Genomic DNA, 26,986 nt, shown 5'->3' with positions numbered 1-26,986 from the left:
ACGAGGGGAATGGTCATGAAAAGATTCCTAGCCGCGGCTTTCGCCTCGGCCTTCCTCGCCTTTGCACCCCAGGTGCAGGCGCAAACTCCGCCCAATGTTCTGGTTGTCGGCCAGATCGCGGAACCCAAGTCACTCGACCCGCACGCCGTCACGGCGGTGAACGATTTCCGCATTCTGGTGAACTTGTATGACGGACTTGTGCGCTACAAGGACGGCACCCTGGAAGTCGAACCGTCCCTTGCCGAAAGCTGGACCATTTCGGAAGACGGCAAGACCTACACGTTCAAGCTGCGTGAAGGCATCAAGTTCCATGACGGTTCCCCCTTCAACGCGGAAGCGGTGAAGTTCAACTTCGACCGTATGCTGAACGAGGAAAACCCCTATCACGACACGGGTCCCTTCCCGCTTGCATTCTTCTTCTCCACCGTGGAGGACGTGGTCGTTGACAACGAAACCACCGTCACCTTCAACCTCAGTGCCCCTTACGCGCCGTTCCTGTCGAACCTTGCCTATCCGACGGGTCTGATCGTCTCGCCCGAGGCAGTCAAGCAATACGGCAAGGATTTCGGCCGCAATCCGTCCGGTACCGGCGCCTACAAGTTTGCCGAATGGGAAGCCAACGCCAAGGTGGTTGCCGTCAAGAACGAAGACTACTGGGATGGCGCTCCGGAACTGGAAGCGCTGATCTACCGCCCAATCACCGACGCCAACACCCGGATCGCCGAAATGCTCTCCGGTGGACTGGACGTGATGGTTGAAGTCCCGCCGGACAGCCTGCAGCAGTTCAAGGACGATTCAACTTTCAAGGTGCTGGAACAGGCCGGACCTCACGTCTGGTTCCTGATCCTGAACACCCGCGAAGCTCCGTTTGACGTCAAGGCCGCACGCCAGGCCGCCAACTACGCCATCAACAAGAAGGCGCTGGTGGAAAACATCCTGCAAGGTACGGCCGACGTCGCAGCAGGGCCGACACCTCCTGCCTTTGCCTGGGCCTACAACGAGAGCCTGGAGCCCTATCCCTACGATCCGGAAAAGGCCAAGGAACTCCTGAAGGAAGCTGAATACGCCGGACAGGAAGTTACTTTCTATGTCACCGAAGGCGGCTCCGGCATGCTCGACCCGGTTGCCATGGGCACGGCAATTCAGGCCGATCTGCAGGCCGTCGGCATGAAGGTCAAGATCGAGACATATGAATGGAACACCTTCCTCGGCAAGGTGAACCCGGGTCTGCAAGGCAAGGCTTCCATGGCGGAAATGGCCTGGATGACCAATGACCCGGACACGCTTCCGTTCCTGGCCCTGCGCACCGAAGCGATGCCCGAACAGGGCGGGTTCAACTCCGGCTACTATTCCAATGCCAAGGTGGACGAGCTTCTGGAAAATGCCCGCGAGGAAACCAACCAGGAAGAACGTGCAAGGCTCTACAAGGAAATGCAGGAAATCGTCCAGGAGGACGCCCCCTGGGTCTTCGTTGCCAACTGGAAACAGAATGCCGTCACCAAGGCATCGGTTGAAGACTTCAAGCTGCAGCCGTCCTTCTTCCTGATGCTTCAGGACGTCAAGAAGCCTCAGTAAGACGACACGTCTCCCGGCGGACCTTGAACGGTTCGCCGGGATTTTCGTATTCGGACCTGCACGCAGCAAGTGCCGAAGGAAACGTAAAGGCGCATCCCGGCGACACAACACTCCCTCATCCTGAGGAAGCGCAAGGCGCTGTCTCGAAGGATGGGCCACTTGCTCCGGAGTGTGCCGCCCATCCTTCGAGACGCGCATAAATGCGCTCCTCGGGATGAGGTTGCGGAGGCGGCAAGGCTTCAGGAAATGGCCGGCCGCACTCAGAAAGAGGGAGAGACCATTGGCTTCCTATATCGCCAAGCGTCTGCTGGCTGCCATCCCGGTCCTTTTCGGGCTGACGATCATCGTCTTCCTGATCATGGCGATGATCCCGGGAGACCCGGCAACTGCCATTCTCGGCTCCTACGCGACACCGGAAAATGTCGCCAAGCTCAACCGCGATCTCGGCCTCGACAAAACCCTGTTCGAGCAATACGTCATCTGGATCGGCAACCTGTTCCAGGGTGATCTCGGCCGCTCCTACACGCTCAACCGTCCGGTGCTGGATGAAGTGATGGAGCGCTTTTCAGCGACCCTCATTCTGGCCGGAACCTCACTCATCCTGTGTTCGATCTTCGGCCTTCTCGCCGGTATTGTCTCTGCCGTCCGTCAGTACGGCTGGGCGGACAAGATCATCACGCTGCTCGTTCTGATCGGTATCTCGACCCCGTCTTTCTGGCTCGGCCTGCTGCTGATCCTGGTCTTCGCCGTCAATCTGCGCCTGTTTCCGGCGTCCGGCATGTACGCGATCTATGGTGGCGGCGACTTGCCCGACCTGATCCATCACCTCACCCTGCCCGCGCTGACGCTTTCGGTGGTCGCGACCGGCGTCATCGCCCGGTTGACGCGCACCGCCATGCTGGAAGTGCTGCGTCAGGACTATATCCGCACCGCCCGCGCCAAGGGCCTGTCGGAACGCAAGGTCATCTACAAGCACGCATTCAAGTCGGCCCTCGTCGGCGTGGTGCCGGTCATTGGCATCCAGGCCGGCTTTGTCATCGGCGGTGCTGTCTATATCGAGACGGTGTTCCAGTGGCCAGGCATCGGATCCATGCTCGTGACCGCCATTTCCACCCGCGATCTGCTGCTGGTCCAGGGCGGGGTTCTGGTGGTCGCCGCCGCCTATGTTCTCTTCAATCTGCTCGCAGACGTGGTGCAGACCATTCTTGATCCGAGGTTGCGCTGATGAGTGACACGACCATGAGCGCCCCTTCCAAGGAGAAGGCAAAATCCTCACGCCCGGGGACACTTGCGCTGCTGCTCAACAATTCGCTGGCAACCAGCGGCCTTGTCGTTCTGGTTCTGATCTGTCTTGTCGCTCTGGCAGCGCCGATCCTGCCGCTGGCGAACCCGGACGTTACCGCCCCGGCTGACCGACTTCTGCCGATCTTTACCGCAGGACACCTGCTTGGCACCGATCACTTGGGCAGGGACATCCTCTCGCGGCTGATCTGGGGGACACGCATATCGCTTGCCGTCGGTCTGTCGGCAACAATAATCGCTGCCTTCTTCGGCTCGCTTCTGGGACTGGTCGCCGGATACGCGGGCGGGCGAACGGACACTCTGATCATGCGCGGCATCGATATGGTGATGGCGTTTCCCTACATTCTGTTGGCACTGGCCATTGTCGCCGTGCTCGGCCCTGGGCTGCTCAACGCGCTTTATGCCATCGCGCTCGTCAACATACCGTTCTTTGCCCGCAACATTCGCGGTATCACGCTCGGACTATCCCGAAGGGAGTTTGTTGACGCGGCACGGCTGTCTGGCAAGTCGCCGGTGCAGATCCTGTTTCTGGAAATTCTGCCCAACGTCCTGCCGGTCATCGTTATCACCATGTCGACAACCGTCGGCTGGATGATCCTGGAAACGGCCGGGCTGTCCTTCCTCGGCCTGGGCGCCCAGCCGCCACAGGCAGACCTCGGCTCCATGCTGGGTGAAGGCCGCAAGATCCTCTTTACCGCGCCGCATGTCTCCATCATTCCGGGTCTGATGATCTTTGCGCTGGTCATGAGTATCAACCTCTTCGGCGACGGAGTTCGCGATATCCTCGACCCGCGTCTGCGTGCCGGGTCCCTGACCCGGCCGGTCTCTCGAACAGCGGTGCATCGCAAGCCCGACGAGGTCCCCGCGCCTTCGGAAAAGGGCGGTGTGCTGGATGTCCGTCAGATGCGCACCGAATTCCAGATCGGCAGCTCCGTTTACAAGGCAGTCGGCGGTGTTGATCTGAACCTGAAAGAGGGCGAATGCCTGGGCGTGGTCGGAGAATCCGGATCCGGCAAGTCGGTAACGGCCATGTCCATCATGGGCCTTGTGCCGACACCACCCGGCCGGATTGCCGGCGGTGCCGCCTATCTCGACGGCGAAGATCTTTTTGCGGCAAGCGACCGGCGTATCCGGGACCTCAGAGGCGGGTCGGTTGCCTATGTCTTCCAGGATCCGCTGTCGACGCTGCACCCGCTCTTCACCGTTGGCGATCAGTTGACGGAAGCGATCACCACCCACCAGCCCATGTCCGGCTCGAAAGCGCGGGAGAAGGCCGTTGAACTGCTATCGCTTGTGCGGATCCCGAATGCGAAGGAACGCTTGTCCGCCTACCCGCACGAGCTTTCCGGTGGCATGCGCCAAAGGGTCTGCATTGCCATGGCGCTCGCCAACGATGCCAAGGTGCTGATCGCGGACGAACCGACCACCGCGCTCGACGTCACCGTGCAATCGCAAATCCTGACGCTGATGAACGGCCTGCGCCGCGAACGGAACGCTGCAATCCTTTTCATCACCCATGATTTCGGCGTTGTCTCCGCCCTTTGTGACCGTGTTGCGGTAATGTATGCGGGCCGCATCGTCGAAACGGGAACGACGGAAGAGGTTCTGGCGAACCCGCGTCATCCCTACACCGCCAAGCTGATCGAATGCGTGCCGGTTCTGGGCGAACCGGGCCGTCGTCTGGATGCAATCGAGGGCCGCCCGCCCGTGGTCAACAACCTGCCGGACGGTTGCGCCTTTGCCGAGCGGTGTCCGCACGCACAGGCCTCCTGCCGGACCGGCGAGATCAACCTTGAGATGTCTTCCGAAACCCGCGGTGTGCGCTGCCTCTTTCCGCTGAATTCCGGAGCGACCGCATGAACGAGATAAGTCGTAACCACATGGACAGCGAAACCCTCCTGACCATTCAGGATGTCGAGCGCATTTTCGGCGGCGGTCGGAAGCTCTTTGGCGGTCATCTTCCCGCCGTGCACGCGGTTCAGGGTCTCAGTCTCGATGTAAAGAAGGGAGAGACCCTGGGTGTCGTCGGAGAGTCCGGCTGCGGCAAGTCCACCCTCGCGCGCCTCGTCGTCGGTCTCGATCTGCCGACTTCCGGCTCGATCACCTTCAACGGCGAGGATCTTGCGGCACTGGCAAAAAAGGACCGCAATGCACTCGCCCGCAAGGTTCAATATGTCTTTCAGGATCCGGTTGCCTCGCTCAATCCGCGCAAGACCATCAGGACCATCCTGGAAGCGCCGCTCAAGCACCTGACAAACCTGAATGCTGATGGCCGCGAGAAGCGCCTTGCCGAGCTGCTGCAGGCGGTCAACCTGGCGCCGGAGTTCCTGGAACGCTATCCGCATGAATTCTCCGGCGGCCAGGCGCAGCGGATCGGCATTGCGCGGGCACTTGCGGCCGGGCCTGAGCTGATCGTACTTGATGAACCCGTGTCTGCCCTTGACGTGTCCGTGCAGGCCCAGGTGCTGAACCTGCTGGACAAGCTGAAGGACGACTTCGGCCTCACCTACATCTTCATCAGCCACGATCTTTCGGTGGTGGAAAGTGTCAGCGACCGCGTGGCGGTGATGTACTTCGGCCGGATGGCCGAACTGGGCCCAGCCAGAGAAATCTTCCGCAAGCCGCTGCACCCCTATACGGATCTGCTTATGCGCTCCGCGCCCGCCCCCGGGCGGCACGACCTGATGTCGGAAGATGCCTCTGCCGAATTGCCGGATCCCTACAATCCTCCCGAAGGCTGCGCCTTTGCCGCGCGCTGTGCGCACCGCACGGATATCTGCGTTGCCGGCAAACCGTCACCGGACGAGGCCAAAGGCGGCAACAGCCACATTGCGGCTTGCTATCACCCACTCGGGAAGGCATAGGCTCCCCAAAAAACAAGGCATTGCAGTTTAACCGGCCATGAGAATTCCCGAAGGAGCGACAGATCCCAAGACGCGGAAACGCCTGCGGCGACCTGACATGGTGGCCCAGCAGATCCGCGAACAGATCGTCGAAGCCGGTCTGCGCCCCGGCGACAGGATCCCCGCCGAATGGCTTCAGCCGGAAACGGTCAGGGTGTCACGTGGTTCACTGCGTGAGGCTTTGAAGGTACTGGAGTTCCAGGGGCTGATTTCAACACGCAGCGGCCCGGGCGGTGGTGTCTTCGTCGCATCGGTGGAACCAGGTGAAGCCATCCGCATGCTGGACAATCTGTTCCTGTTCGACCAGCCGACGATTGCCGACATCTACACACTCCGGAAACAGCTTGAGCCGGAACTTGCCGCCTCGGTTGCCGGAACACTGACAGACGAAGGTTTTCAGGCCTTGCAGGGCTGCATCCGGCTTTACGAGGACGAGCCCAAAACGGCGGAAGAAGAATATTCGCAGCGCCTGGCCGAGCTTGATTTTCACGAGGAACTGGCCCGGCACTGCAAGAACCCGATCCTCGCCTTCACATGTTCCTTCCTGCTCAGCCTGCTACGCGACATGACGGTCTGCCGCTCGATCTACAAGGAACCGAACCCTGCCCTGCGCGAAACGGGACTGCACTATCAGGTGCAGTTGCTGCGAGCGATAAAATCGGGTGATGCCGAACTCTGCCGCATGATCATGCGCGGTCATATGATCGAGGCGGAAAAATACATGAAGGAACGTGCCGCCATGCGCACACGCGGCAGCACAACGGCGCAAGTGATCTCGTCCACGAGCAGCTAGGGCACAAGAGCCGCTCGTCTTTCCACGGTCCGGCCTTGCGCTTCCAATGGTCCCACCAACCTGGCCGGAGCCTGCTCGAAGGTGAGTTTTCCATTCTTCATCCCCCAGACCGGCCGGATGATTTCCGAAACGATCTGATATCCGCTCATGGCCGGCAGCGCCACGAAGGTGGCCGCTTCGCCAACTTCGATCCTGTGAGCCTTGTTGATCAGCCGCCGTGGTGCAGCCGTTACCATGTCAAAACAGGCCTTCAGGTCTTCCGCTGATCCGAGCTGGTGAACATTGGCATAAAGATTGGCCATGCGCGGCAAGGAGCAGTCGCCGTAGGGCGTGAAGGGATTGAGCACGTTGTTTGTTGCGACCGTGCAGCACACGCCGTGTTCATGAAAGACATGTGCCGGCGCGACCCCGCGCGGAACCAGGCTTTCGCTGCCACGTCCCATCAGAAACAGATCTGTCGACGGCAGAACGGTAAGCGCGATTTCAGCGCTTTTCAGAATTTGCACCGCCTCCAGAAGGTCCTTTCGGGAAAGGGCCGACAGCTTGGTGACATGGCCGATCGCGACCCTTCCCTGCCAGCCGAAGGCGACTGTCTGACGGGCAATTTCATCAAGATGACGCCAGGAAGGATCGAGATCGAAATCCAGATGGAAATCGAGATCGACATCATGGCGCTCGGCCATTTCGAACAGGCAGGCAATCTGGCCATTCGGATCGCTGTCCGTATAGGGACACCCGCCCAGCAGGTCCGCTCCGGCTGTGAGTGCCTCTTCCAGCAATTCGGCAGTACCCGGGTTGTTGATCAGCCCTTCTTGCGGAAAGACACATATCTGCAGGTCCAGCGCCCAGGCGAAATCCTGCTTCAGCCGCTGAATGGCGTGAAACCCCGTCAGGTCGATGCCCGGATCGATCTCCACGTGCGTCCGGATGGCGTTGGTGCCCTGAGTAATGGCCTTTTCGAGAACCTTGCAACCACGGTCGTAGACGTCTTCTTCCGAAAACCCTTTCTTTGCCTCCGCAACTGACGAGATTGCTCCTTCCAGCGTGCCTGTCTCGTTCCGGCAACGGTCGAGAATGCAGGCCTTGTCGAGATGAAGATGGCTCTCGACAAATCCCGGCACCAGGAGAACGCCGTTGCCATTCAGTTCTTCCGCACTCGTGGGCAGGTCGGCTCCTATCGCCGAAATCTTTCCGGCCCTGACCGCAATATCGACAGCCGCATCAACGCCCTCCAGCAGGACGTTCCGGATTACTAGCCCGCTCATACCCTCGCCTCCATGCGAGTTTCCAGTTCATTGGCGGCGCCGAGATAGGCCGCCGTCAGCCGCGGGTCCGAAGCCAGCTCCGCTGCCTTGCCTTCAATCACGATACGGCCCTGTTCCAAAACATAGGCGTAATCTGCAACGGCCAGAGCTAGCGTTGCCATCTGGTCGACAAGCAGAATGGTGATACCTTCGTCCCGCAACTCACCAAGGATCGCATAAAGCTCCTCAACCATGGCCGGAGCCAATCCAAGCGAAGGTTCGTCCAGGAGCAGGATCTTGGGTTTCGCCATGAGACCGCGGGCAATTGCCATCATCTGCTGCTCACCGCCCGAAAGAAGCCCTGCGCGGCTGTGCAACTTGTCGCGCAGGCGTGGAAACCGCTTCAGATGAGCTTCCAGTTCCGAGCTGTTGACTGCCGAATGTCTCTTGTAGGCACCCAGTTCGATGTTCTCGCGCACTGTCAGTTCCGGAAACACCTGGCGGCCTTCGGGAACCAGCACAAGACCACGCCCGACGAGTTCATGCGGCTGCATGGCCTGCGTCTGCTCATCATTCAGGATAATGCTTCCGGTGACCGGCCTGTGCAGACCCGATACGGCAGAAAGAAACGTCGATTTTCCAGCACCATTCGCCCCGAGCAGAGCGACCATTTCGCCTGGCCGCACCTTGAGTGATACCTCTTTCAACACCGGAGCCGCGCCATATCCGGCAGTCAGCTTCTGTGTCGACAGAACAGGCGTTTCTTCTGTGTGCAGCGGTTTTGTACGCGGGAAGGCCGTGGTGCCATCGGTGCCGAGGTAGGCTGCAATCACTGTTTCGTTTGCCTGGATCTCTGCCGGGGTGCCAAAGGCAATAGGCTTGCCGGCGTCTACTGCCTGGATCCGGTCCGAAATCCCCATCACCAGTTCCATGTCATGTTCGACGAGTACAACTGCAGGCCCCAGGTCGGCAATATCCCGCAGCAGCATGGCGAGCTTGTCCTTGTCGGCACGCATCAGCCCGGCTGCCGGTTCATCCAGAAGCAGGATGTCAGGTTTCAGGGCAAGCGCGCGTGCGATCTCCACCAGCCTGCGGTCGACATGCGGCAGGTCACCGGCACGCTTGTCGAAGTCCCCTTCATAGCCGCAGTATCGCAACAGTCCTGCCGCCAGCGACAAACGATCTGGCGACTGAATGTCGGACCACGGGTCGCCGAAGGCACCGCGCCCCAGCCCGGAGACGACATTTGCAAGCACCGTCAGGTTCTCGAAAAGTTTGGTCGTCTGGTAGGTTCGGGCGATCCCCGATCGGGCAACGGCATGGGCCGGCAGCCCGGCAAGGTCCCGGCTTCCAAGCAGGATCTTGCCCTGCGTTGGACGGTAGAACCCGCCTATCATGTTGAGGACGGTGGTCTTTCCCGCACCGTTCGGACCGATGATGGATGTTACCTCGCCGGGCTCGATCCGGAAGCTGACTCCATCGACTGCCCGAACACCGCCGAACGAAATGCCGAGGTCTTCAATCTCCAGAGCGCTTGAGGTAAGCCCGCCCTTGAGGAACTGCTCGATGTCTGCGGAAGAAACAGGTGTCACGCTTCGGCTCGACCTCGGAATGTAAGACGCCACCGTGCCGACCAGCCCGCGAGGCGCTATCAGCAACACGCCCACCAGCAAACCGCCAAAGAACAGCAGCCGGTATTCTGCAAGATCTGAAAGGAACTCCGGCAGCAGGACGGTTACCAGCGCGCCGGCGAGTGGCCCCAGCACGGTGCCGGCGCCGCCGATCAGGATTGCGAAGAGAAACAGGATCGACTGCGAGAACGGGAAATTGCTCGGCGCGATGAACATCATCAACGGCGCAAACAGACCGCCCGCAAGCCCGGCCATCGCCGCCGCAATGGCGAACGCGGCCGCCTTGACCGCGAAGGGCCGATATCCAAGCGAGGCGGCTGCGGTTTCAGCATCGCGTACGCCCGTCATTGCCATGCCCCAGCCGCTTTCGGCCAATCGGCGAAACAGGTAGAGAGACAATCCGGCAAGCAGGATGGCCAGCACCACCAGTTCCCGCTCGCTGAATACGAAACCGAAGATCTCCGGCATCGGAAAGCCCATGAGGCCATTCTGACCGCCAGTCAGGGAACGCCATTCCACCGCGCCATGTTCGACAATGAACGCGAAGGCAATCGTGACCATTGCCAGGAACGGCCCCGCCATACGGACGGCAGGCACCGCCAGCAGAACGCCCGCGATCCCCGCCACGAGCGCGGACAAGGGCAGTGCCAGCCAGAAGCTCAGGCCAGACAGGGTCATCACCGCCACACCATAAGCGCCGATGGCAAAGAAACCCACCTGGCCAAGGGAGACCAGACCAGTCAAACCATAAAGAACGTTGAGACCGGTCCCCAGGATGGTCGTGATTGCAACGAGGCCGATGACAAACTGCGTGTAGCCACCGCTTGTCACGGCCATCGCACAGGCTGCAACGGTCAGAACGAGCAACGCGCTATCGAGAAGAATTCGCTGGTTCAGAAAGGGCACGGCGCTTCCTCAGACTTTCTTTACGGCGGGACGACCGAAGAGCCCATCCGGCTTCAATGTCAGTGCAAGGATGATCAGCGCAAAGACAACGATGTAGGTGGAAGATGAGCCCAAGTAGGCCGTGACCAGGGCTTCCGTCACCCCATAGAGAAAGCCTGCCAGCATCACTCCGGCTGCCGATGTCATGCCGCCCAGGATTGCCACTGCAAAGGCCTTGAGGCCAAAGAGCGTCCCCATGTCCGAATGCACGGAAAACAGCGGCGCGATCAAAAGACCGGCACATCCGGCAAGCATGGCCGAAATCGCAAAGGAACCGGACACCATCATGGTTGTGTTGATCCCCATGAGCCGTGCTGCCTGATTGTTCTGGACGACGGCAAGCAGCGCCCTGCCCTGCAAGGTCTTGCGGAACAGGAAGTGCAACGCCAGAGCAACACCGATGGCGGCAATCGGAATAAGCAGTTGCTGCGGATAGATGCCCGTGCCGGCGAATTGCCAGGTGGTCTGCGCCAAAGGCGAAAACAATGTCCGCGGTTCGTTGCCGAAGCTGAAGAGAACGGCGTTATCGAGAAAAATGCCGCCCGCGACGGTCGCCATCAGCCAGGCTTCCGAATTGCGTTCCACGAAGGGGCGAACCAGAAGAATTTCAACAAGCACGCCAAAAAGGCCGCAACAGGCGATCGCAAGCGGATAGGCGATCAGCCAGTTCAAGCCGAGCCGTTCGGTAAAGACAAAGCCCAGAACCGCGCCCAGCATGACAACGCTGCCCTGCGCGAAATTGACGGTGGAAGAAACGGAATATGTGATCTGAAAGCCGAGCGCGATCAGCCCGTACATGCTTCCAAGGCCAATGCCGGTGACAAGGGCGGCGATCAAGAGGGTCATGGGTGGGTCCTGGCGGGTGAGACGGGATCAGGGCTAATCAAAAGGGAAGAAACCTCCCGCGGGCCTGCCGCGGGAGGTGACATCATCAATCTTCAATCGGGATGATTTCGCCTTCGACGAACTGCGCGAAGACATAGTCTTCAGGCGCAATTGCATCCTGGTCTTCCGGCGAGAACGGGTCGGTATAGGTCTTGATCAGGCCTTCGATGTTCTCGATGTCGTACATCGCCTGTCGGATAGCCGGACCATCGGTGGAACCGGCCTTCTCGATGGCAGCAGCCAGCAGAAGCATGGCGTCATAGGCATTCGCAATACCGGTCGCGGGTGTCACATCGGCCATGGTCTCGATTTCGGGAAAGCTCTCCTGAAGCTTCGAGAACATGGCTTCGCCCTTCGCATCGCCCTCCCGGAACAGGTAGGTCTGGATGAAGTGGAGTTTCTCGCCGCTCTTGCCGGCCAGTTCCGTGAACCGTCCACCTGCCGGGCCCCAGTGCGATGCCATGGCAACGTCCCAGCCCATCCGGTCGAGCGATTTCACCACCTGTGCGGTCGGGGCAACGTTTGCCACCACAAACAGGCCATCCGCGCCGTTTTCCTTAAGGCGCGTGAGCTGCGGCACGACATCGACGTCGTTGGACTCGAACTTCTCGATACCGGCATGCTCCATGCCGCGCTTCTCCAGAGCTTTCAAAAGCCCCTTCTCGTTGGACTCACCCCAAGGGTTGTTGATGAGGATCATGCCCGGTTTCTTGGAGCCGTATTTGGTAACCAGATATTCGGTGATCGCTTCATCGACGTATTCATCAACGGCGGAGACGCGGAAGATGTAGTTCTCTTCAGCACCGTTCTTGGTGATGCCGGTGCCCGCAGCCCATGGCCCGACAAAAGGCACCTTTGACTGGTTGGCAAAGGGAACGATTGCAAAGGAGACCGGCGTGTCCAGACCCCCGATCAGGGCCGCAACGCCTTCGCGCTGGACAAGCTCACGTGCAGCGACAAGCCCCTTGCCCGGGTTGCTTTCGTCATCGCGGCTTACAAGTTCAAGCGGTTTGCCCAGGACACCGCCCTTCTCGTTGATCTCGTCAATCGCGATGGTCAGGCCACGTGTAATTGCCTGTCCTGACTTGGCGGACTGACCGCTGAGCGCGGCAACAAGGCCGATCTTGATTGTATCGGCGGCGAAGGCCGGCAGGCTGGTGGCCAGGGCGAGGCCGACGGCACCTGACATCAGGACGCGGCGTGTCACCTTCGGAAATTTGCAAGCGGATTTCATGAACGGCTCCTCTGGTTTTCCGGACGACACGTCCGAACGCCATATCAAGAGCAAGTCAGATGCCAGTTTGCTGATCTTCATACATTTCAACTGCTTATCCAATTTCAGCCTTTACAGACCTTCGATGACATCAGAATTTCGCTTAAATTGCATGCAATCTTTGCATACAAAACTTGCATACAAAAAGCCGCACAGGATTTATGCTCTGGAAGGCCATTTTGAAAAGGACGCCCCATGCTGGACGAAAACAAGGACACCCTTCCCGAGGAAGCCCAGATCGTTAGGGAATATCTCGATGCTTCCATGAAACCCGATCCGGATCTCGCTGCGACCTACGTTGCCGACGATGTGACGATCACGTTTACAGGCGGACGGGTATTCAACCATCCGTCAGGTCCGACCGGCTTTAACGCGAAGCGGTACAAGTGGGTGAAGAAGAAGATGGACCGTTTCGACGTTGCCCGCGGGGCGGACGGTGTTGTCGTCTACTCTGTCGGAACGCTTTACGGCGAATGGCCGGACGGAACCGCCTTCGAAGGCAACCGGTATGTCGACCGGTTCGAAGTGCATGACGGCAAGATCACAAAGATGGATGTCTGGAACGACAGCGCGGAGCGAATTCTCACCCGCATGGGCATTGAAGCCTAGTCGTCCCCTCGAACGGCGCGGACGTAAGGTTCCAGGGCATCGAGATAGATGCCCTGCCCCTTGTTTTCGGGCTTGATCAGCGCCCGGTCAGCCACGGCCCCCAGGTGGTGTCGCATGAGGTCTCGCGCCCGATCCTCATCGCCCTTGGAAAGAGCATCAATAATTTCCCGGTGCTCCTGGATCCCGCAATCAGTGGAATGCGGCCGCGAGTAAAGTGCCAGCGTCAACCCGCATCTATAGCCGACATCTTCCACGTAGCGGATCAGAACCGGACTTTCCGTGAGCTGCGCCATGAGAATGTGGAATTCCGTGGCAAGCCGGATGGAGACAGGCTCAGGTCCCTTTTCAGCGGCGATTTCCTTGTCGAGATGCGCATTCAGTGCATCAAGGTGCTTCTGGGAGAATTCAGCGCTCAGCCGGGACACCACAAGGTCTTCGATCTGACATCGCAGATCAAACAGATCCCGCGCCTCCTCCAGGCTGGGGGTTGCAACAACGGCTCCCCTGTTCCGCCGCAGTTCGACAAGGCCTTCCGCTGCGAGCCGTTCCAGTGCCTGGCGCACGATTGTCCGGCTCGACCCGAAACGCTCACCCAGCGAATCTTCCGGCAGTTTCATGCCCGGTAACAGGGCACGCTCAAGGATGGCACTGCGCAGGGCTGCGCAAATTTGTTCGGAACGATTCATCAGTGCTTCGGATCACCAGCTGATTTGCCGCTCAAACAAATCAAATAGCTGCAGATTTGCCAAGTGTCCGAATGCCTCGATTTTCAGCTCCGGCCATTTCCCCTCGCGCAGAAAAGACCTGATTGAATTCAAATCCTTCACTTTGCACGGCCTGACGGCCTGCTGCCCGAAAGACTTGCCCCACTCCGATGAGGACCGGACCTTCCAGTCCGAGCAAATCGACACCGCATTCAAGTTCGTCCAGTGTTCCCGACCAGCGCTTTTCGTCGGTGCGGGATATTCCCGAAACGGCAACGACGGGGGTTGCTGCTGACAAGCCTTCGGCAACAAGCCGGTCTCTGATACGGCCGGCCATGCGCGCGCCCATGTAGAAAACAGTCGTGGTGGTTGGATCGGTGAGCGCAGGCCAATCTACGGTTTCCGGTAAATCGCCCTTGCGCGAGTGGCCGGTAACGAACCTGACAGATTGAGCATGGTCTCGGTGCGTCAGGGAAACGCCCAGGCGTGCCGCCATGGCAGAGGCCGCAGTAATGCCTGGAACCACGGTTGCCGGGATGCCTTCGGCAGCAAGACGGTCGAGTTCCTCGCCACCACGGCCGAAGATCATCGGATCACCGCATTTGAGCCGCACCACGTGTTTGCCCTGTCGTGCCAGCGAAACCATCATGTCGTTGATGTCTTCCTGGCGGCAACTTTCCCGGCCGCCTCTTTTTCCGACCAGCATCCGTCTGGCTTCTCGACGCGCAAGTTCGAGAACCGCGTCATCGACCAGATCATCGAAGAGAATGACATCAGCCGATTGCAGCGCACGAACGGCTTTCAATGTCAGGTATTCCGCATCGCCCGGACCTGCACCCACAAGGGTGACCTTACCTGCGGCAGACGACCTTGCATCCTCCAGAAGTGCTGCGGCGAGCTGCTCTTCTTCTTCAGGCGCCGACTTGCCCGAGAAGGCAAGATCGGAGATCCGCTCCCAGAACCGGCGCCGCTGTGCCCCCGCGTCCAGCAGGGAAAGAGTCTTTTCCCGCAACCGGCTTGCCAGCTGCGCCCATCCTTGCAGACTTTCAGGCATCAGCGTCTCGATCCGCCGTCGGATCGCCTGGCCAAGAATCGGCGCGACCCCATTGGTCGAAATACCGATCACGACCGGTGACCGGTTGACGATGGACCCGAACTGGAAGTCGCAATAGGCGGGGTTATCGATCACATTGACCGGAACTCCCATGCGTCGCGCGGCCAAAACAAACGCTTCTGCTTCTTCGTCACTCTCTGCATCGGCAATCGCAAGGGCTGCACCTTCGAAGTCTTTCTGCGACCAGCAGGACCGGTGATGTATGAAACGTCCCTTGATGCTGCCGGCCACAAGAAGTGCCTGGAAAGCCGGCGCCAGCTCCCGCGCGTGCACATGCACCTCTGCCCCTGCAGCAGCCAGCAGCTCTGCCTTCCAGGCAGCGGCTTCCGTGCCGCCTGCCAGCAGCACTTTTCTTCCTTCAAGCGGAAAGAACAGCGGCAGGCTTGCAAGAGCCCCCACGCGTGCCGGACGGCTCCGGCGCTTTACCTCAGCTGGCTTGCGCAATGTCGGCATCATCGAGGCTTTCCTTTGCAATTTCATCGAGAAGCGTCTGGATTTCCGAGCGGCAGGAGCCGCAATTTGTGCCGGCTTTCAGTGTTTCACCGATTGCGCTGACACTCGTCGCACCGCAGCGTGCGGCTTCGGCAATCTGGTTGCAGCCGATCTGGAAGCAGGAGCACACGAGCGCCCCCGGATCCGGCCTGTCTGCCGGCACCCGTCCAGCAAGAACCCGTGCCCGCTCCTGCGGCGAAACGGGCCCCTCATCCAGAAGCCCGCAAGCCCATTGGCGCGAGACTTCCACCGGGGATGCGGAAAAGAAGAACGCTGCCTGCAGCACATCGTCCCGCCACTCGGCCAAACGTCTCCAGCCAGCGGCACCGTCCGATATATCTGTCGTCTCGTTGCTGGACGAGGTCAACGAAGCTGCGATTTCCACGAAATCCGCATCGGCTTTCGCCGCGAACTCAAGCCGGTATCCGCCAGGAACAGGAGCAAGGGCCCAATAGTCGGCAGCGATCTTCTCCGGTCGCTGGCGCAAGACGGCAAAACCGAACCAGGCCATTTTCGCTTTTGTCACAGCCACAGGCGTGAACTTGGATCCTGGCTGTCCGGAATGCGGATCTGTCTCAGGCGCCATGACCGCATCGATACGGGCTTTCGATGCAAGCTGGTCGGTCCAATGCATCGGCACGAAGACTTCTCCCGGGGCGACCCGGTCTGTCAGTAGCGCCCGCACAATTACGGCTCCATAAGGGCTTTTGACCGTCACCAGGTCTGCCGGGTCGATCCCGAGCTTTGCGGCATCGATCGGGTTGAGTTCGGCAAAAGGTTCGGCGAAATGCGCGGTCAGGCGCGGCGTCTTGCCTGTGCGCGTCATGGTGTGCCACTGATCGCGGATCCGGCCCGTATTCAGGGAGAACGGATAGCGGCGCTCTGTTTGCCGCGGTGCCTTGAAACCGACGGGTACGAACTGCCCCTTGCCGCTTTCGGTGAAAAATCCTCCGCCAGCAAAAAATCTCGTATCAGCTGGTAGTGCCCCCGCCGGCTGCGGCCACTGAAAGGGCTCCATGGCATCGAAATCGGCATCGGACACGTCCCGATAAGCACCGATATCGAAATCCCGGCTGCCTTCGTTCCGATAACCGGAAAGCTCGGCATGCTCTCGGAAAATCGCCGCAGACCCATCATAGGAAAAGGCCGTGGCAAAGCCCATTCGCCTTGCGACTTCGCTCAGGTGCCACCAGTCGGGGCGAACCTCACCGGGAAGATCCAGGAACGCACGCTGTCTTGAGATCCGGCGCTCGGAGTTGGTAACTGTTCCGTCCTTTTCACCCCAGGCAGCTGCAGGCAGCAACACGTTCGCATAGGGAACCGTGTCGGCCGCCCGCGTCACTTCCGAAACGACTACAAAGGGGCATGTTTCAAGGGCTTCTGCCACACCATCTGCATCCGGCAGACTGTCTACCGGGCTTGTTGCCATGATCCAGAGCGCCTTGATCCGGCCTTCCCGCACGGCCTTGAAAAGCTCAACAGCTTTCAAGCCTGACCGATCAGCCACGACCGGGCTTTGCCAGAAGTCCTGTACGATCCCGCGGTGCTCGGCATTTTCCAAAGCCATGTGGCCGGCGAGCATATTGGCCAATCCGCCGACTTCCCGGCCTCCCATGGCGTTCGGCTGACCCGTGACGGAAAAAGGACCCATGCCGGGCTTTCCGATCCGTCCTGTTGCAAGATGTGTGTTGACGATGGAATTGACCTTGTCAGTCCCGACGACTGACTGGTTGACACCCTGGCTATAGACGGTGACCGTCTTTTCCGTCCGGGCAAACATCTTGTAGAAGAGTGCGATCTCCTGACGTGACAGGCCGGTCTTTTCGGCTATCTGGCCAATTTCACAAGGTCCTGCAGCTTCGACAGCCTTTTCAAGGCCTTCCGTGAACCGATTGACATAGCTTTCATTCACGACAGACGCCTCAGCCAGGAAGGCGAGCAGACCGTTGAAAAGGGCAACGTCCGTGTCAGGCTTCAATTGCAGATGCAGATCGGCAATGGCGCAGGTCGCTGTCTTGCGCGGGTCCACCACGACCACCCGCAACGCCGGATTTGCAGCCTTGGCCGCTTCGAGACGCTGGAACAGGACCGGATGACACCAGGCGAGATTGGAGCCGACCAGCACAACAAGATCTGCCAGTTCAAGATCTTCATAGGTTCCCGGAACCGTGTCCGAACCGAATGCCCTCCGGTGTCCGGCAACGGAAGATGCCATGCAAAGACGGGAATTGGTGTCGATATTCGCCGAACCGATGAACCCTTTCATCAGTTTGTTGGCGACGTAATAGTCTTCTGTCAGGATTTGGCCGGATACATAAAACGCAACGCTATCTGGTCCATGTTCCCGAATGGCATCCTGAAAGTTGCGTGCGACAAGATCGAGCGCGTCATTCCAGTTGGCGCGTTCGCCGTCGATTTCCGGATAGAGCAGTCTGTCATCCAGCGAAAGCGTTTCTCCAAGGGCCGACCCCTTGGAACACAGCCGGCCGAAATTGGATGGGTGCTTGGGGTCACCTGCAACAGTCACCGTCCCGTCCGGGTGCCGGGTCGCGAGGACGCCGCAGCCGACACCGCAATAGGGACAGGTGGTCCGGATTGTTTTTTCTTGTTCGGTCATGCCATCAATCCCGGTTCTTGATTTACCAGGCGTTGTAGCCAAGGTATTTGCCCGACATCTCGATCTTCACCCGGTCTCCCTTGGGATTCTCGACACGGGTTACCGACATGTCGAAATCGATGGCCGACATGATGCCGTCGCCGAATTTCTCATGGATCAAAGCCTTGATTGTCGGGCCGTAGACGCCGACGATTTCATAAAGACGGTAGATGCACGGATCCGTCGGCACGGTCTGCGACCAGATCTTCGTGGGGCTCTCCTGCAGTACCAGAGCCGCTTCCTGCGGCAGCCCGAGTGTCTCCGTGATTGCCTTTGCCTTGTCTTCCGGCATGGCGTTCATGCCCATGGCCGCCGAATGGGTCCAGACAGGCGACATGCCGATCGCTTCGGCAATGCCTTCCCATGTGAGCCCCGCCTGGCGCTTCGCCGACAGGATCATGCTGGTAACGTCTTCGCGGGTAAGAGCGGACATGAAAATCTCCTATGAATTGCCGAAGAGTTGAAACAAGAGGATGGCGCAGAGCACCGCGAGAACAGCAGAGACGATCTGCCAGAAACGGACCGGATCCCGTTCCGCCAGAGGAACAAAACGATCTGAACTGAAGGCCGGGTTCGGGCGGCGAAGATCTTCCAGGAAGGCGCTCAGCGCTTCGTAGCGCTTGACCGGCACGGGATGAACCGCGCGGCAAAGCGCACCATCGACCCAGTCCGGAACCCGTTCCGTGACAGCTGTCGCACTGCGATAGCGCAGTGCAGCCTGAGCCCGCTCACTCGTTGCCCTGGCAACGGCCGCACCATAGGGCAAACGCCCGGTCAGCATTTCATAGGCGATCACACCGAGCGAAAACTGGTCGCTGTACTCGGTCCCGAGGTAGCCGAGAAACACCTCTGGCGCGGTATATTGGTGGGTGCCGAGGATCTCACCCTTGTCGAGCGAAGGAGCGGCTTCCATCACGCTGGCGATCCGCACCGACCCGAAATCGATGATTTTCACCGTACCGGACGTGTCGATCATGATGTTTTCCGGCCGCAGGTCCTGATGGACCATTTCCTTGCGGTGGAAGGCCATCAATCCCCTGGCCACCTGCTCCAGAATTCCGCGCACGGTCTCAAGGCTGGGGTGAGGATTGTCGATCATCCACTGGCGAAGCGTCTGGCCTTCGACAAATTCCGTTGCCAGAAAAAGCGTCTGCCGGCCTTGCGGATAGGTGGAAGCCTTCAACACATGCGGCGATGAAATCCGGCGGGCAACCCACTCCTCCAGCGCGAACCGGCGCAGATAGTCTTCCTCTCCGCGCAAATCGAGCGACGGAAACTTGAGAGCCACCGGTTCGCCGGTTTCTTCGTTTTCCGCCAGATATATGTGGCTGCGGCTGGTGGCGTGCAGCCCACGCAATAAACGGAACCCTTCATGGGTGCCAGGCACCTTCGGCAGCGCCGCCGGTGGCAAGGTGCCTTCCCCGTTCAGGAGATCATCGGCACCGGGTTCCGCGATGTCGATAACCCGCACGACCTGAACGGTCAGATTATCGTTGCTGCCTGCAGCCAGCGCCTTTTCGACAAGTGTCCTGGCTGTCTGATCGAGATCTTCGCCAGCCAGAACGGCGTCAGCCATGTCCTTCGCGCGCAAGAAACCATGGACGCCATCCGTCGTGAGGACAAACAGATCGCCCGGGCGAAGATCGAACACGGCGTAATCGATATCGACGGATTGCTCGACCCCGAGAGCCCTGCCGAGATAACTCTCCTGTTCGGAAATCCGGACAGTGTGGTCTTCCGTCAGCTGTTCCAGGCTCTGGCCGGAAAGACGCCAGATGCGGCTGTCACCGACGTGAAAGAGATGAGCCTTGCGCCCCTTCAGGACCAGGGCAGAAAAGGTGCAGACATGGCCCCTGTCGAGATCGTCGGCCTGTTTCGTCTGGCTGAATAGCCAGGAATTGGCGGCAGAGATCACCCGGACGGCAGAGGTCTTCACTGTCCAGGCTTCAGAGGTGCAATAGTAATCGGAGAGAAAGGATTTAACGGCCGTTTCGGCTGCGACATGCGCAACCGGACTGGAGGAAATGCCGTCCGCGACAGCAAGTGCGATGCCCTTGTGCACCAGGGCCGGGCCGTCCGGCACCATGGCGCCATGAAAGTCCTGGTTCAGGGCTTTCCGTCCGGCAGACGAATGCTGGCCGGTCTCGACGCTCAAGGTGGTATGGCGGACTTGCATCAGCACGGGAAAACGATCCTCCGGAAAAGACGCTCCGCCGCCGGTGACGGCGGAGCTTCACACTTATTCGGCTGGCGCTGCGATCGGCGCCTTTTCGTAGCCTGCCTTACGGGACGGCGACGTCTTGTAATGGGTGGCGTAGATCATGCCGCCGACGAAGGTCAGCCCGCCGACCAGATTGCCGACAACAACCGGAATTTCGTTGTAGGCAAAGTAGTCGAACCAGGTGAAGTCACCGCCCAGCATGATGCCGGAGGGGAACAGGAACATGTTCACGATGGAGTGCTCGAAGCCGAGATAGAAGAACACCAGGATCGGCATCCACATCGCCATGATCTTGCCGGAGACAGAGTTCGACATCATCGCGGCGACAACACCGGTTGAAACCATCCAGTTGCACATCACTGCGCGAATGAAGACCGTCAGCAGTCCCGCCCAGCCCGCAGCGGCATAGCCGAGTGTCCGGCTTTCACCGATCTGGCCAATCTTCTGGCCGACGGCATTCGGCTCCTGGCTGAAGCCCATGGTGAAGATGATCGCCATGAAGACCGCCGTCGTCAGGGCACCCGCAAAGTTGCCGGTGAAGACAAGGCCCCAGTTCCGAAAGACGCCGCCCCAGGTGCAGCCGGGACGCTTTGCGATCACGGCCAGCGGCGCCAGCGTGAACACGCCCGTCAGAAGGTCGAAGCCCAGCAGATAGAGCATGCAGAAGCCGACCGGGAACAGGATCGAGGCGACCAGGAAGTTGCCGGTATTGACGGCGATGGTCACGGCGAAGGCGGCTGCAAGGGCCAGGATGGCGCCTGCCATATAGGCCCGGATAAGCGTGTCCTTTGTGGACATGAAGATCTTCGCTTCACCGGCGTCGATCATCTTGGTGGCAAATTCCTGTGGCGTTACATATGACATCTGAATTCCTTTCGCGAAATGCTCGGCCGATCAGACGGCTTCGTGGGAATAGGAAAGGTCGATAAGGATCCGGCCGTCCTCCAGCCGGACGGGAAAAGCCGCCGTGCGGCCTTCGTCGGCTCCTTGCGCGGCTCCCGTCTCCAGGGAGATCACCCAGTTGTGCAACGGGCAGGTCACACAGCCGTCATGCACAATGCCCTGACTGAGAGGCCCGTTCTTGTGCGGGCACTTGTCTTCCAGCGCAAAGACGTCGTCCTTGGCGGTGCGGAAGATGGCGATGGTCATGTCGCCATTCTTCACGCACCGCGCTCCCTCCCTGGGAATGTCTTCAAGGGTGCCGATATGGACCCAGTTACGGATGTCGGCAGTCATTCGGCAGCCTCCTTCGTCAGAACAGCCATCGGCTTGAATTCATGCTTGTCCTTGCCGGAGACGCGCTCCGACCATGGGTCGACCTGGGCGAATTTCTGGGAGAAGACGAAACGGTCGAAATACGCCATGCGCATCGCCTCGTCGTCCATGATCTGGCGACGGATCTCATTCAGACCTATGCGTTTCGCCCACTTGTAGATCCGCTCCAGGTAGTGACCCTGCTCGCGGTACATCTGGGTAAGCGCAGCAACATGCTCGATCGCCTCCTCCTCGGTCTTGACCAGGCCCAGAACTTCCGTGCCCTTGATGTCGAGACCGGCAGCTCCGGCGAAGTGGATCTCGTAACCGCTGTCGACGCAGATGATGCCGATATCTTTACAAGTTGCTTCCGCGCAGTTTCGCGGGCAGCCGGACACCGCCATCTTCAACTTCGCCGGGGTCCATGAGCCCCACATGAACTTTTCCAGCTTGATGCCGAGACCGGTGGAATCCTGTGTGCCGAACCGGCACCAGTCCGTCCCGACGCAGGTCTTCACCGTTCTCAGACCCTTGGCGTAGGCCTGCCCGGAAACGAACCCGGCCTTGCCGAGGTCCGCCCAGACTGCCGGCAGGTCTTCCTTCCTGATGCCAAGCATGTCGATGCGCTGGCCACCGGTGCATTTCACCGCCGGAATGTTGAACTTGTCGACCACATCGGCAATCGCCCGCAGTTCCTTGGACGAGGTCATCCCACCCCACATGCGCGGGACCACCGAATAGGTGCCGTCCTTCTGGATGTTGGCGTGGACGCGTTCGTTGATGAAACGGGACTGGTAATCATCCGCATATTCATCCGGCCAGTCGGAGACCAGATAGTAGTTGAGCGCCGGCCGGCACTTGGCACAGCCGCCGGACGTGGTCCATTCCAGTTCCTGCATCACAGCGGGAATGGATTTCAGCTCCTTGGACTTGATCAGGCGGCGAACCTCGTCATGGCCCAGGTGCGTGCAACCGCACATCGGCGTCACGGCCGCCGGGTTATAGGCATCGCCCAAGGTCACCTGCATCAGTTGCTCGACCAGCCCCGTGCAGGTGCCGCAGGAGTTCGAGGCCTTTGTGTGGGCCCGGACACCGTCCAGGGTCGTCAGGCCCTTCTCCTTGATCGTCGTAACGATCTTGCCCTTGCATACGCCGTTGCAGCCGCAGATTTCCGCATCATCCGGCAAGGCTGCAACGGCCGCCGTAGGGTCCAGCGGGGACCCTCCCTGGTAAGCCTGACCAAAGATCAGCGTCTCGCGCATGTCCGAGACGTCGGTACCTTTTTTGAGAAGGTCGAAGAACCAGGGGCCGTCGGAAGTCTCACCGTAAAGGACGGCACCGACGATCTTGTTGTCTTTCAGGACGATGCGTTTATAGACGCCGGCCGACGCATCGCGCAGCACGATCTCTTCGCGGTCGTCGCCTTCGGAAAAATCGCCTGCCGAATAGAGATCGACACCTGTCACCTTGAGCTTGGTCGCGGTGACCGAGCCCGTGTATTCGGATGAGGCACCAAGCAGATTGTCGGCAATCACACCCGCCATTTCATAAAGCGGCGCGACAAGCCCGTAACACATGCCACGGTGTTCCACGCATTCCCCGAGCGAGAAGATGTCCGCATCGCTGGTGCGCATGTCATCGCCAACCAGCACACCGCGATTGACGTCCAGCCCGACCGCCCTGGCAAGGTCGGCCGACGGGCGGATGCCGACGGCCATGACGATGATCGAGGCTTCGATCTCGGTGCCGTCGTCAAGGCGGATGCCCCTCACCTTGCCTGCATCATCACCCAGGATTTCATGGCTGTTTGCCTTGGTGCGCACGTCGATGCCGCGGCGTTTGAATTCCGCTTCGAGCAGGAACCCCGCAGCCGGGTCGAGCTGGCGTTCCATCAGGGTCGGCATCAGGTGCAGAACAGTTACGTCCATGCCCTGCATCTTGAGACCGGCTGCCGCTTCAAGACCCAGGAGCCCCCCGCCGATGACGACGGCACGTCCGCCCCGTTTGGCGGCATCCAGCATCTTTTCCACATCGTCCAGATCGCGATAGGTCAGAACCCCGTCCAGCTCCTTGCCAGGAAGCGGAATGATGAAGGGGGAAGATCCCGTGGCGATCACCAGCTTGTCGTAAGAGGCGGTAACGCCGTTTTCCGAGGTCACCGTTTTGGCGTCCCGGTCGATCTCGGCAACCCGTGCTCCCTTGTGAAGCGTCACGCCGTGTTCGGCATACCAGTCGTCGCCATGGGTGATGATGTCCTCGTATGACTTCTCGCCCGAGAGCACGGGCGACAGCATAAGCCTGTTGTAGTTGACCCGCGGCTCCGCATTGAAAATGGTGACGTCATAAGCATCCCTGTCTTTTTCGAACAGGTTTTCGAGCATCCGCCCGGGTGCCATGCCGTTGCCGACGATGACAAGTTTCTGTTTTGTCATGGCTTTTCTCCAGACTTTCATTCGGCTGCTTCGGCTGCCGCGGTTTGACGGGCCATCCGTGCGGCCCGCTTTTCCTGAATGGATTTCAACTGGTCTTCGCTCGGATCAGCGCCGCCCTCATAGGCTTCCAGGAAGTCCAGAAGCTCCTCGCGGTAGGCGTAGTAATCCGGGTGGGCGAGCAATTCCTTGCGCGACCTCGGGCGTGGCAGGTCCACTTCCATGATGTTGCCGATGCGGGCATTGGGCCCGTTCGACATCATCACCACCCGGTCGGCGAGCAAGATGGCCTCATCGACATCATGCGTGACGCAGACAGCCGTCACCTGGGTGCGTTTCCAGACATCCATCAGGACGTCCTGCAACTCCCAGCGGGTCAGGCTGTCGAGCATGCCGAAGGGTTCGTCCAGCAGCAGAAGCTTCGGCGACAGGGCAAAGGCCCGTGCAATGCCGACGCGTTGCTTCATGCCGTTGGAAAGCTCCGAAGCAGCCTTTTGCATGGCGTCCGACAGACCGACCTTGCCGAGGTAGTATTCAATCACGTCCCGCTTTTCGGCCCTGGACGCATCCGGATAGACCTTGTCGACCCCAAGCTCGACATTCTCGTAAGCTGTCAGCCAGGGCATCAGGCTCGGTGCCTGGAAAACGACGGCACGGTCCGGACCGGCCTGCGTCACATGAGTGCCGTCCAGTACGATGGCACCTTCGGTGATCTTGTTGAGGCCGGCCACCATTGACAGAACCGTCGACTTTCCGCAGCCGGAATGGCCGATCAGGGTGATGAACTCGCCCTTCTTCATTTTCAGATCGAAACCGTCGACAACCGTCAACGGTCCCTTCGGCGTCGGATAGACCTTCTTCAGCTGAGAGAAGTCGAGATAACGGTCCTGAACCGCGGATTCCGATGCCCGCTCATAGGCTACCGGAAGCTTGTCGGCAGGCTTCGGACGCTGGGTAATCGGAACGATGTCCGGCAGAACGATTTCCCGCTCCAGATCGGCGCCACGCTCGGCACCTGCTTCCATCAGGTATTCGGTGACTTCGGCACGCAGCCGAATGAAGTCATCATCGTGGTTGAGTTCCCCGCGATCGCGCGGCCGCTGAAACGGCACCTTGAACTCCGGACCGAGCGTTGCCGGTGTGCCGGGCTTCAGGGGTATGATCCGGTCTGCGAGAAGGATCGCCTCATCGACATCGTTTGTGATGAGAACGATGGTCTTCTTCTCTTCGTCGCAGATCGCGGCGAATTCGTCCTGCAGCTTCGCGCGGGTCAGGGCATCAAGAGCGGACAACGGCTCGTCCAGCAGCAGAAGTTCCGGCTGCATGGCAAGTGCCCGTGCCACGGCAACGCGCTGCCGCATGCCACCGGAAAGTTCCGACGGCTTGCGGTCCCTGGCATGCCCTAGACCGACCATCTCGATGTACTTGTCGCAGATCGCCTTGCGCTCTGCGGCGCTCTTCTTCTTGAAAACGCTGTCGACGGCCAGCGCCACATTTCCGAACACCGACAACCACGGCATCAGCGAATAGGACTGGAACACGACGCCCCGATCCTGGTGCGGCCCGTCAATTTCCTTGTTCTTGAAGATGATGCCGCCCTTGTCCGGCTCGATGAGACCGGCCAGCAGGGAGATCAGCGTGGTCTTGCCGGTGCCGGAAAACCCGACGATGGCAATGAACTCGCCCTCTTCCACTTTCAGATTGATATCGTCCAGCACATCCGTCCGGGTGGCATTTTCGCCATAGGATTTGGAGACGCCGGAAATTTCCAGAAAGGACATATCCGTCTCCTTAGCGATTGGCCGAGAATGTGAAGGCGCGCTGCAGGGCAAACATCAGCCGGTCGAGCATGAAGCCGATGATGCCGATGGTCAGGACAGCGACCATGATCTTTGCGAGCGACTGGGAAGAACCGTTCTGGAATTCGTCCCAGACGAATTTTCCAAGCCCCGGGTTCTGCGCCAGCATTTCCGCCGCAATAAGCACCATCCAGCCCACACCCAGCGACAGGCGCAGCCCGGTGAAGATCAGCGGCAGAGAGGACGGCAGAACCAGCTTGGTAACGGTCTTCCAGGTCGGCAGTTGCAGAACACGGCCGACATTCATCAGGTCCTTGTCGACCGAGGCCACACCCAGCGCGGTGTTGATCAGGGTCGGCCACATGGAGCAAAGGGTCACGGTGACGGCGGAGATCAACAGGGATTTAGACAGCCAGTCGACAGGATCGGCATAGGTTGCCGACACGATCATCGTGACGATTGGCAACCATGCCAGTGGCGACACCGGCTTGAAGATCTGGATCAGCGGATTGATTGCGCCGTTGAAGGAGCGCGACAGACCGGAGGCAATGCCAAGCGGCACGGCAATCAGCGTTGCGATCAGAAAGCCGAGGCCGACGGTTTTCAGCGAGGTGCCGATCTGGTCGATATAGGTCGGCTTACCGGTATAGTCGCGCCACTTGATCTTGTCGGTCTTGCCTTCAGCTTCGTATTTGGCGTTGCGTTGTTCCTGGCGATCGTAGAAGGCAGCGGCCTTGTCACGCTCGCGCTCATGATCGTCCCAGAGGTTGACCGCCTGGGTCCAGACAGCAGCAGGCCCGGGAACTGCGCCCAGTGATGTCTGCACCTGGGGCGCCAGCGCTCCCCAGAGGACGAGAAAGGCGATGATGCCCAGGAGAGGAATCACGAGAACGCGTTTGAGCTCCCCCAGCTGTTCCTTTGGGCTGTCGCCTGCGGCAATTTTCAGGAGTGGCACGGTCCAGGAAAGGCCAAGCGCATCCAGCCAGCCGGCGGCCTTGTTGATCCGTGTGAAGAGCTTTTCCCGGCGTGCGGCACGGGCAAGGTCCTGACTGCCTGCGGTATCGGCATTGGCCATGTCGTCAATCCTTGTTCGAATTCTGTCGGTTCGTGTCGAATGAGAAAAACGAGCGGCGGGGCTGCAGACCGCCGCTCAAGTT

20 protein-coding genes are annotated in these 26,986 nt (G+C 59.7%); 6 read left to right on the top strand and 14 right to left on the bottom strand.

Features of this window, described 5'->3' with window-relative positions; translation table 11 throughout:
• The first annotated feature begins 15 nt into the window (after positions 1–15).
• The 5 genes from FIV05_RS18325 (at position 16) to FIV05_RS18305 (ending at position 6,573) form a co-directional block, all read left to right on the top strand.
• Positions 16–1,575 (top strand): ABC transporter substrate-binding protein, encoded by a 1,560-nt coding sequence (locus tag FIV05_RS18325; protein ID WP_152510551.1) that lies wholly within the window; start codon positions 16–18, stop codon positions 1,573–1,575.
• A 280-nt stretch (positions 1,576–1,855) separates the two neighbouring features.
• A complete protein-coding gene (locus FIV05_RS18320) occupies positions 1,856–2,800 on the top strand; it encodes an ABC transporter permease (RefSeq protein WP_023001138.1) in 945 nt (314 codons plus the stop codon).
• On the top strand, positions 2,800–4,737 hold the full coding sequence (locus tag FIV05_RS18315) for a dipeptide/oligopeptide/nickel ABC transporter permease/ATP-binding protein (RefSeq protein ID WP_152510550.1): 1,938 nt from the start codon (positions 2,800–2,802) through the stop codon (positions 4,735–4,737). Before FIV05_RS18320 ends, FIV05_RS18315 begins: the two co-directional genes overlap by 1 nt.
• Positions 4,734–5,741: an oligopeptide/dipeptide ABC transporter ATP-binding protein gene (locus tag FIV05_RS18310; protein WP_152510549.1), complete on the top strand. Its 1,008-nt coding sequence runs from the start codon at positions 4,734–4,736 to the stop codon at positions 5,739–5,741. The genes FIV05_RS18315 and FIV05_RS18310 overlap by 4 nt, the downstream gene beginning before the upstream one ends.
• A 97-nt stretch (positions 5,742–5,838) precedes the next feature.
• Entirely contained in the window at positions 5,839–6,573 is a 735-nt protein-coding gene (locus FIV05_RS18305) for an FCD domain-containing protein (protein WP_286202201.1), read from the top strand.
• Here FIV05_RS18305 and FIV05_RS18300 read toward each other — a convergent pair.
• From FIV05_RS18300 to FIV05_RS18285, 4 genes are all read right to left on the bottom strand, one after another.
• Positions 6,570–7,838: an amidohydrolase family protein gene (locus tag FIV05_RS18300; protein WP_152510548.1), complete on the bottom strand. Its 1,269-nt coding sequence runs from the start codon at positions 7,836–7,838 to the stop codon at positions 6,570–6,572. The genes FIV05_RS18305 and FIV05_RS18300 overlap by 4 nt on opposite strands.
• Positions 7,835–10,285 carry an ATP-binding cassette domain-containing protein gene (locus FIV05_RS18295; RefSeq protein ID WP_152511976.1) on the bottom strand — a complete coding sequence of 817 codons (2,451 nt, stop codon included), beginning with the start codon at positions 10,283–10,285 and terminating at the stop codon, positions 7,835–7,837. The genes FIV05_RS18300 and FIV05_RS18295 overlap by 4 nt, the downstream gene beginning before the upstream one ends.
• A 78-nt stretch (positions 10,286–10,363) precedes the next feature.
• Entirely contained in the window at positions 10,364–11,239 is an 876-nt protein-coding gene (locus FIV05_RS18290) for a branched-chain amino acid ABC transporter permease (protein ID WP_023001132.1), read from the bottom strand.
• An 85-nt stretch (positions 11,240–11,324) separates the two neighbouring features.
• Positions 11,325–12,512, bottom strand: a complete 1,188-nt coding sequence (locus FIV05_RS18285) for an ABC transporter substrate-binding protein (RefSeq protein ID WP_152510547.1) — start codon at positions 12,510–12,512, stop codon at positions 11,325–11,327.
• A gap of 234 nt (positions 12,513–12,746) precedes the next feature.
• Between FIV05_RS18285 and FIV05_RS18280 the strand changes: the two genes are divergently transcribed.
• Complete coding sequence (locus FIV05_RS18280; RefSeq protein ID WP_023001130.1) at positions 12,747–13,160, top strand: nuclear transport factor 2 family protein; 414 nt, start codon at positions 12,747–12,749, stop codon at positions 13,158–13,160.
• On the opposite strand, the gene FIV05_RS18275 is transcribed toward FIV05_RS18280, so the two are convergent.
• The 10 genes from FIV05_RS18275 to FIV05_RS18230 all read right to left on the bottom strand — a co-directional run bounded on the left by FIV05_RS18275 (position 13,157) and on the right by FIV05_RS18230 (position 26,904).
• Complete coding sequence (locus FIV05_RS18275; RefSeq protein WP_023001129.1) at positions 13,157–13,846, bottom strand: GntR family transcriptional regulator; 690 nt, start codon at positions 13,844–13,846, stop codon at positions 13,157–13,159. The genes FIV05_RS18280 and FIV05_RS18275 overlap by 4 nt on opposite strands.
• Positions 13,847–13,886: 40 nt before the next feature.
• Positions 13,887–15,431, bottom strand: a complete 1,545-nt coding sequence (cysG, locus tag FIV05_RS18270) for a siroheme synthase CysG (RefSeq protein WP_152511975.1) — start codon at positions 15,429–15,431, stop codon at positions 13,887–13,889.
• Positions 15,406–18,087, bottom strand: coding sequence for a nitrate reductase (locus tag FIV05_RS18265; protein ID WP_152510546.1), 2,682 nt, complete (start codon positions 18,085–18,087; stop codon positions 15,406–15,408). The genes cysG and FIV05_RS18265 overlap by 26 nt, the downstream gene beginning before the upstream one ends.
• A gap of 22 nt (positions 18,088–18,109) precedes the next feature.
• Positions 18,110–18,559, bottom strand: coding sequence for a cyanase (gene cynS, locus FIV05_RS18260; protein WP_152510545.1), 450 nt, complete (start codon positions 18,557–18,559; stop codon positions 18,110–18,112).
• A 9-nt stretch (positions 18,560–18,568) separates the two neighbouring features.
• On the bottom strand, positions 18,569–20,302 hold the full coding sequence (locus FIV05_RS18255; RefSeq protein WP_152511974.1) for a bifunctional protein-serine/threonine kinase/phosphatase: 1,734 nt from the start codon (positions 20,300–20,302) through the stop codon (positions 18,569–18,571).
• A gap of 63 nt (positions 20,303–20,365) precedes the next feature.
• On the bottom strand, positions 20,366–21,211 hold the full coding sequence (locus FIV05_RS18250) for a formate/nitrite transporter family protein (RefSeq protein ID WP_152510544.1): 846 nt from the start codon (positions 21,209–21,211) through the stop codon (positions 20,366–20,368).
• Positions 21,212–21,241: 30 nt separating this feature from the next.
• A complete protein-coding gene (gene nirD / locus FIV05_RS18245; protein ID WP_173013879.1) occupies positions 21,242–21,583 on the bottom strand; it encodes a nitrite reductase small subunit NirD in 342 nt (113 codons plus the stop codon).
• Positions 21,580–24,033, bottom strand: a complete 2,454-nt coding sequence (gene nirB, locus FIV05_RS18240) for a nitrite reductase large subunit NirB (RefSeq protein ID WP_152510543.1) — start codon at positions 24,031–24,033, stop codon at positions 21,580–21,582. The genes nirD and nirB overlap by 4 nt, the downstream gene beginning before the upstream one ends.
• Before the next feature lie 17 nt (positions 24,034–24,050).
• Positions 24,051–25,811, bottom strand: a complete 1,761-nt coding sequence (locus FIV05_RS18235) for a nitrate ABC transporter ATP-binding protein (protein ID WP_152510542.1) — start codon at positions 25,809–25,811, stop codon at positions 24,051–24,053.
• A 10-nt stretch (positions 25,812–25,821) separates the two neighbouring features.
• Positions 25,822–26,904 (bottom strand): ABC transporter permease, encoded by a 1,083-nt coding sequence (locus FIV05_RS18230; RefSeq protein WP_152510541.1) that lies wholly within the window; start codon positions 26,902–26,904, stop codon positions 25,822–25,824.
• Positions 26,905–26,986 lie beyond the last annotated feature (82 nt).

Source organism: Labrenzia sp. THAF191a (assembly GCF_009363335.1).
Classification (GTDB): Bacteria; Pseudomonadota; Alphaproteobacteria; order Rhizobiales; family Stappiaceae; genus Roseibium; species Roseibium algicola.
The sequence above is the reverse complement of the archived record's forward strand: the minus strand, read 5'-3'. Positions and strand labels throughout refer to the sequence as shown.

What these genes read in the sequence shown, in the direction of transcription:
- FIV05_RS18325 (WP_152510551.1), top strand. Translation starts at nt 16, where the DNA reads ATGAAAAGATTCCTAGCCGCGGCTTTCGCCTCGGCCTTCCTCGCCTTT.
- FIV05_RS18315 (WP_152510550.1), top strand. Translation starts at nt 2,800, where the DNA reads ATGAGTGACACGACCATGAGCGCCCCTTCCAAGGAGAAGGCAAAATCC.
- FIV05_RS18310 (WP_152510549.1), top strand. Translation starts at nt 4,734, where the DNA reads ATGAACGAGATAAGTCGTAACCACATGGACAGCGAAACCCTCCTGACC.
- FIV05_RS18305 (WP_286202201.1), top strand. Translation starts at nt 5,839, where the DNA reads ATGGTGGCCCAGCAGATCCGCGAACAGATCGTCGAAGCCGGTCTGCGC.
- FIV05_RS18300 (WP_152510548.1), bottom strand. Translation starts at nt 7,838, where the DNA reads ATGAGCGGGCTAGTAATCCGGAACGTCCTGCTGGAGGGCGTTGATGCG.
- FIV05_RS18295 (WP_152511976.1), bottom strand. Translation starts at nt 10,285, where the DNA reads ATGGCCGTGACAAGCGGTGGCTACACGCAGTTTGTCATCGGCCTCGTT.
- FIV05_RS18290 (WP_023001132.1), bottom strand. Translation starts at nt 11,239, where the DNA reads ATGACCCTCTTGATCGCCGCCCTTGTCACCGGCATTGGCCTTGGAAGC.
- FIV05_RS18285 (WP_152510547.1), bottom strand. Translation starts at nt 12,512, where the DNA reads ATGAAATCCGCTTGCAAATTTCCGAAGGTGACACGCCGCGTCCTGATG.
- FIV05_RS18280 (WP_023001130.1), top strand. Translation starts at nt 12,747, where the DNA reads ATGCTGGACGAAAACAAGGACACCCTTCCCGAGGAAGCCCAGATCGTT.
- FIV05_RS18275 (WP_023001129.1), bottom strand. Translation starts at nt 13,846, where the DNA reads ATGAATCGTTCCGAACAAATTTGCGCAGCCCTGCGCAGTGCCATCCTT.
- cysG (WP_152511975.1), bottom strand. Translation starts at nt 15,431, where the DNA reads ATGCCGACATTGCGCAAGCCAGCTGAGGTAAAGCGCCGGAGCCGTCCG.
- FIV05_RS18265 (WP_152510546.1), bottom strand. Translation starts at nt 18,087, where the DNA reads ATGACCGAACAAGAAAAAACAATCCGGACCACCTGTCCCTATTGCGGT.
- cynS (WP_152510545.1), bottom strand. Translation starts at nt 18,559, where the DNA reads ATGTCCGCTCTTACCCGCGAAGACGTTACCAGCATGATCCTGTCGGCG.
- FIV05_RS18255 (WP_152511974.1), bottom strand. Translation starts at nt 20,302, where the DNA reads ATGCAAGTCCGCCATACCACCTTGAGCGTCGAGACCGGCCAGCATTCG.
- FIV05_RS18250 (WP_152510544.1), bottom strand. Translation starts at nt 21,211, where the DNA reads ATGTCATATGTAACGCCACAGGAATTTGCCACCAAGATGATCGACGCC.
- nirD (WP_173013879.1), bottom strand. Translation starts at nt 21,583, where the DNA reads ATGACTGCCGACATCCGTAACTGGGTCCATATCGGCACCCTTGAAGAC.
- nirB (WP_152510543.1), bottom strand. Translation starts at nt 24,033, where the DNA reads ATGACAAAACAGAAACTTGTCATCGTCGGCAACGGCATGGCACCCGGG.
- FIV05_RS18235 (WP_152510542.1), bottom strand. Translation starts at nt 25,811, where the DNA reads ATGTCCTTTCTGGAAATTTCCGGCGTCTCCAAATCCTATGGCGAAAAT.
- FIV05_RS18230 (WP_152510541.1), bottom strand. Translation starts at nt 26,904, where the DNA reads ATGGCCAATGCCGATACCGCAGGCAGTCAGGACCTTGCCCGTGCCGCA.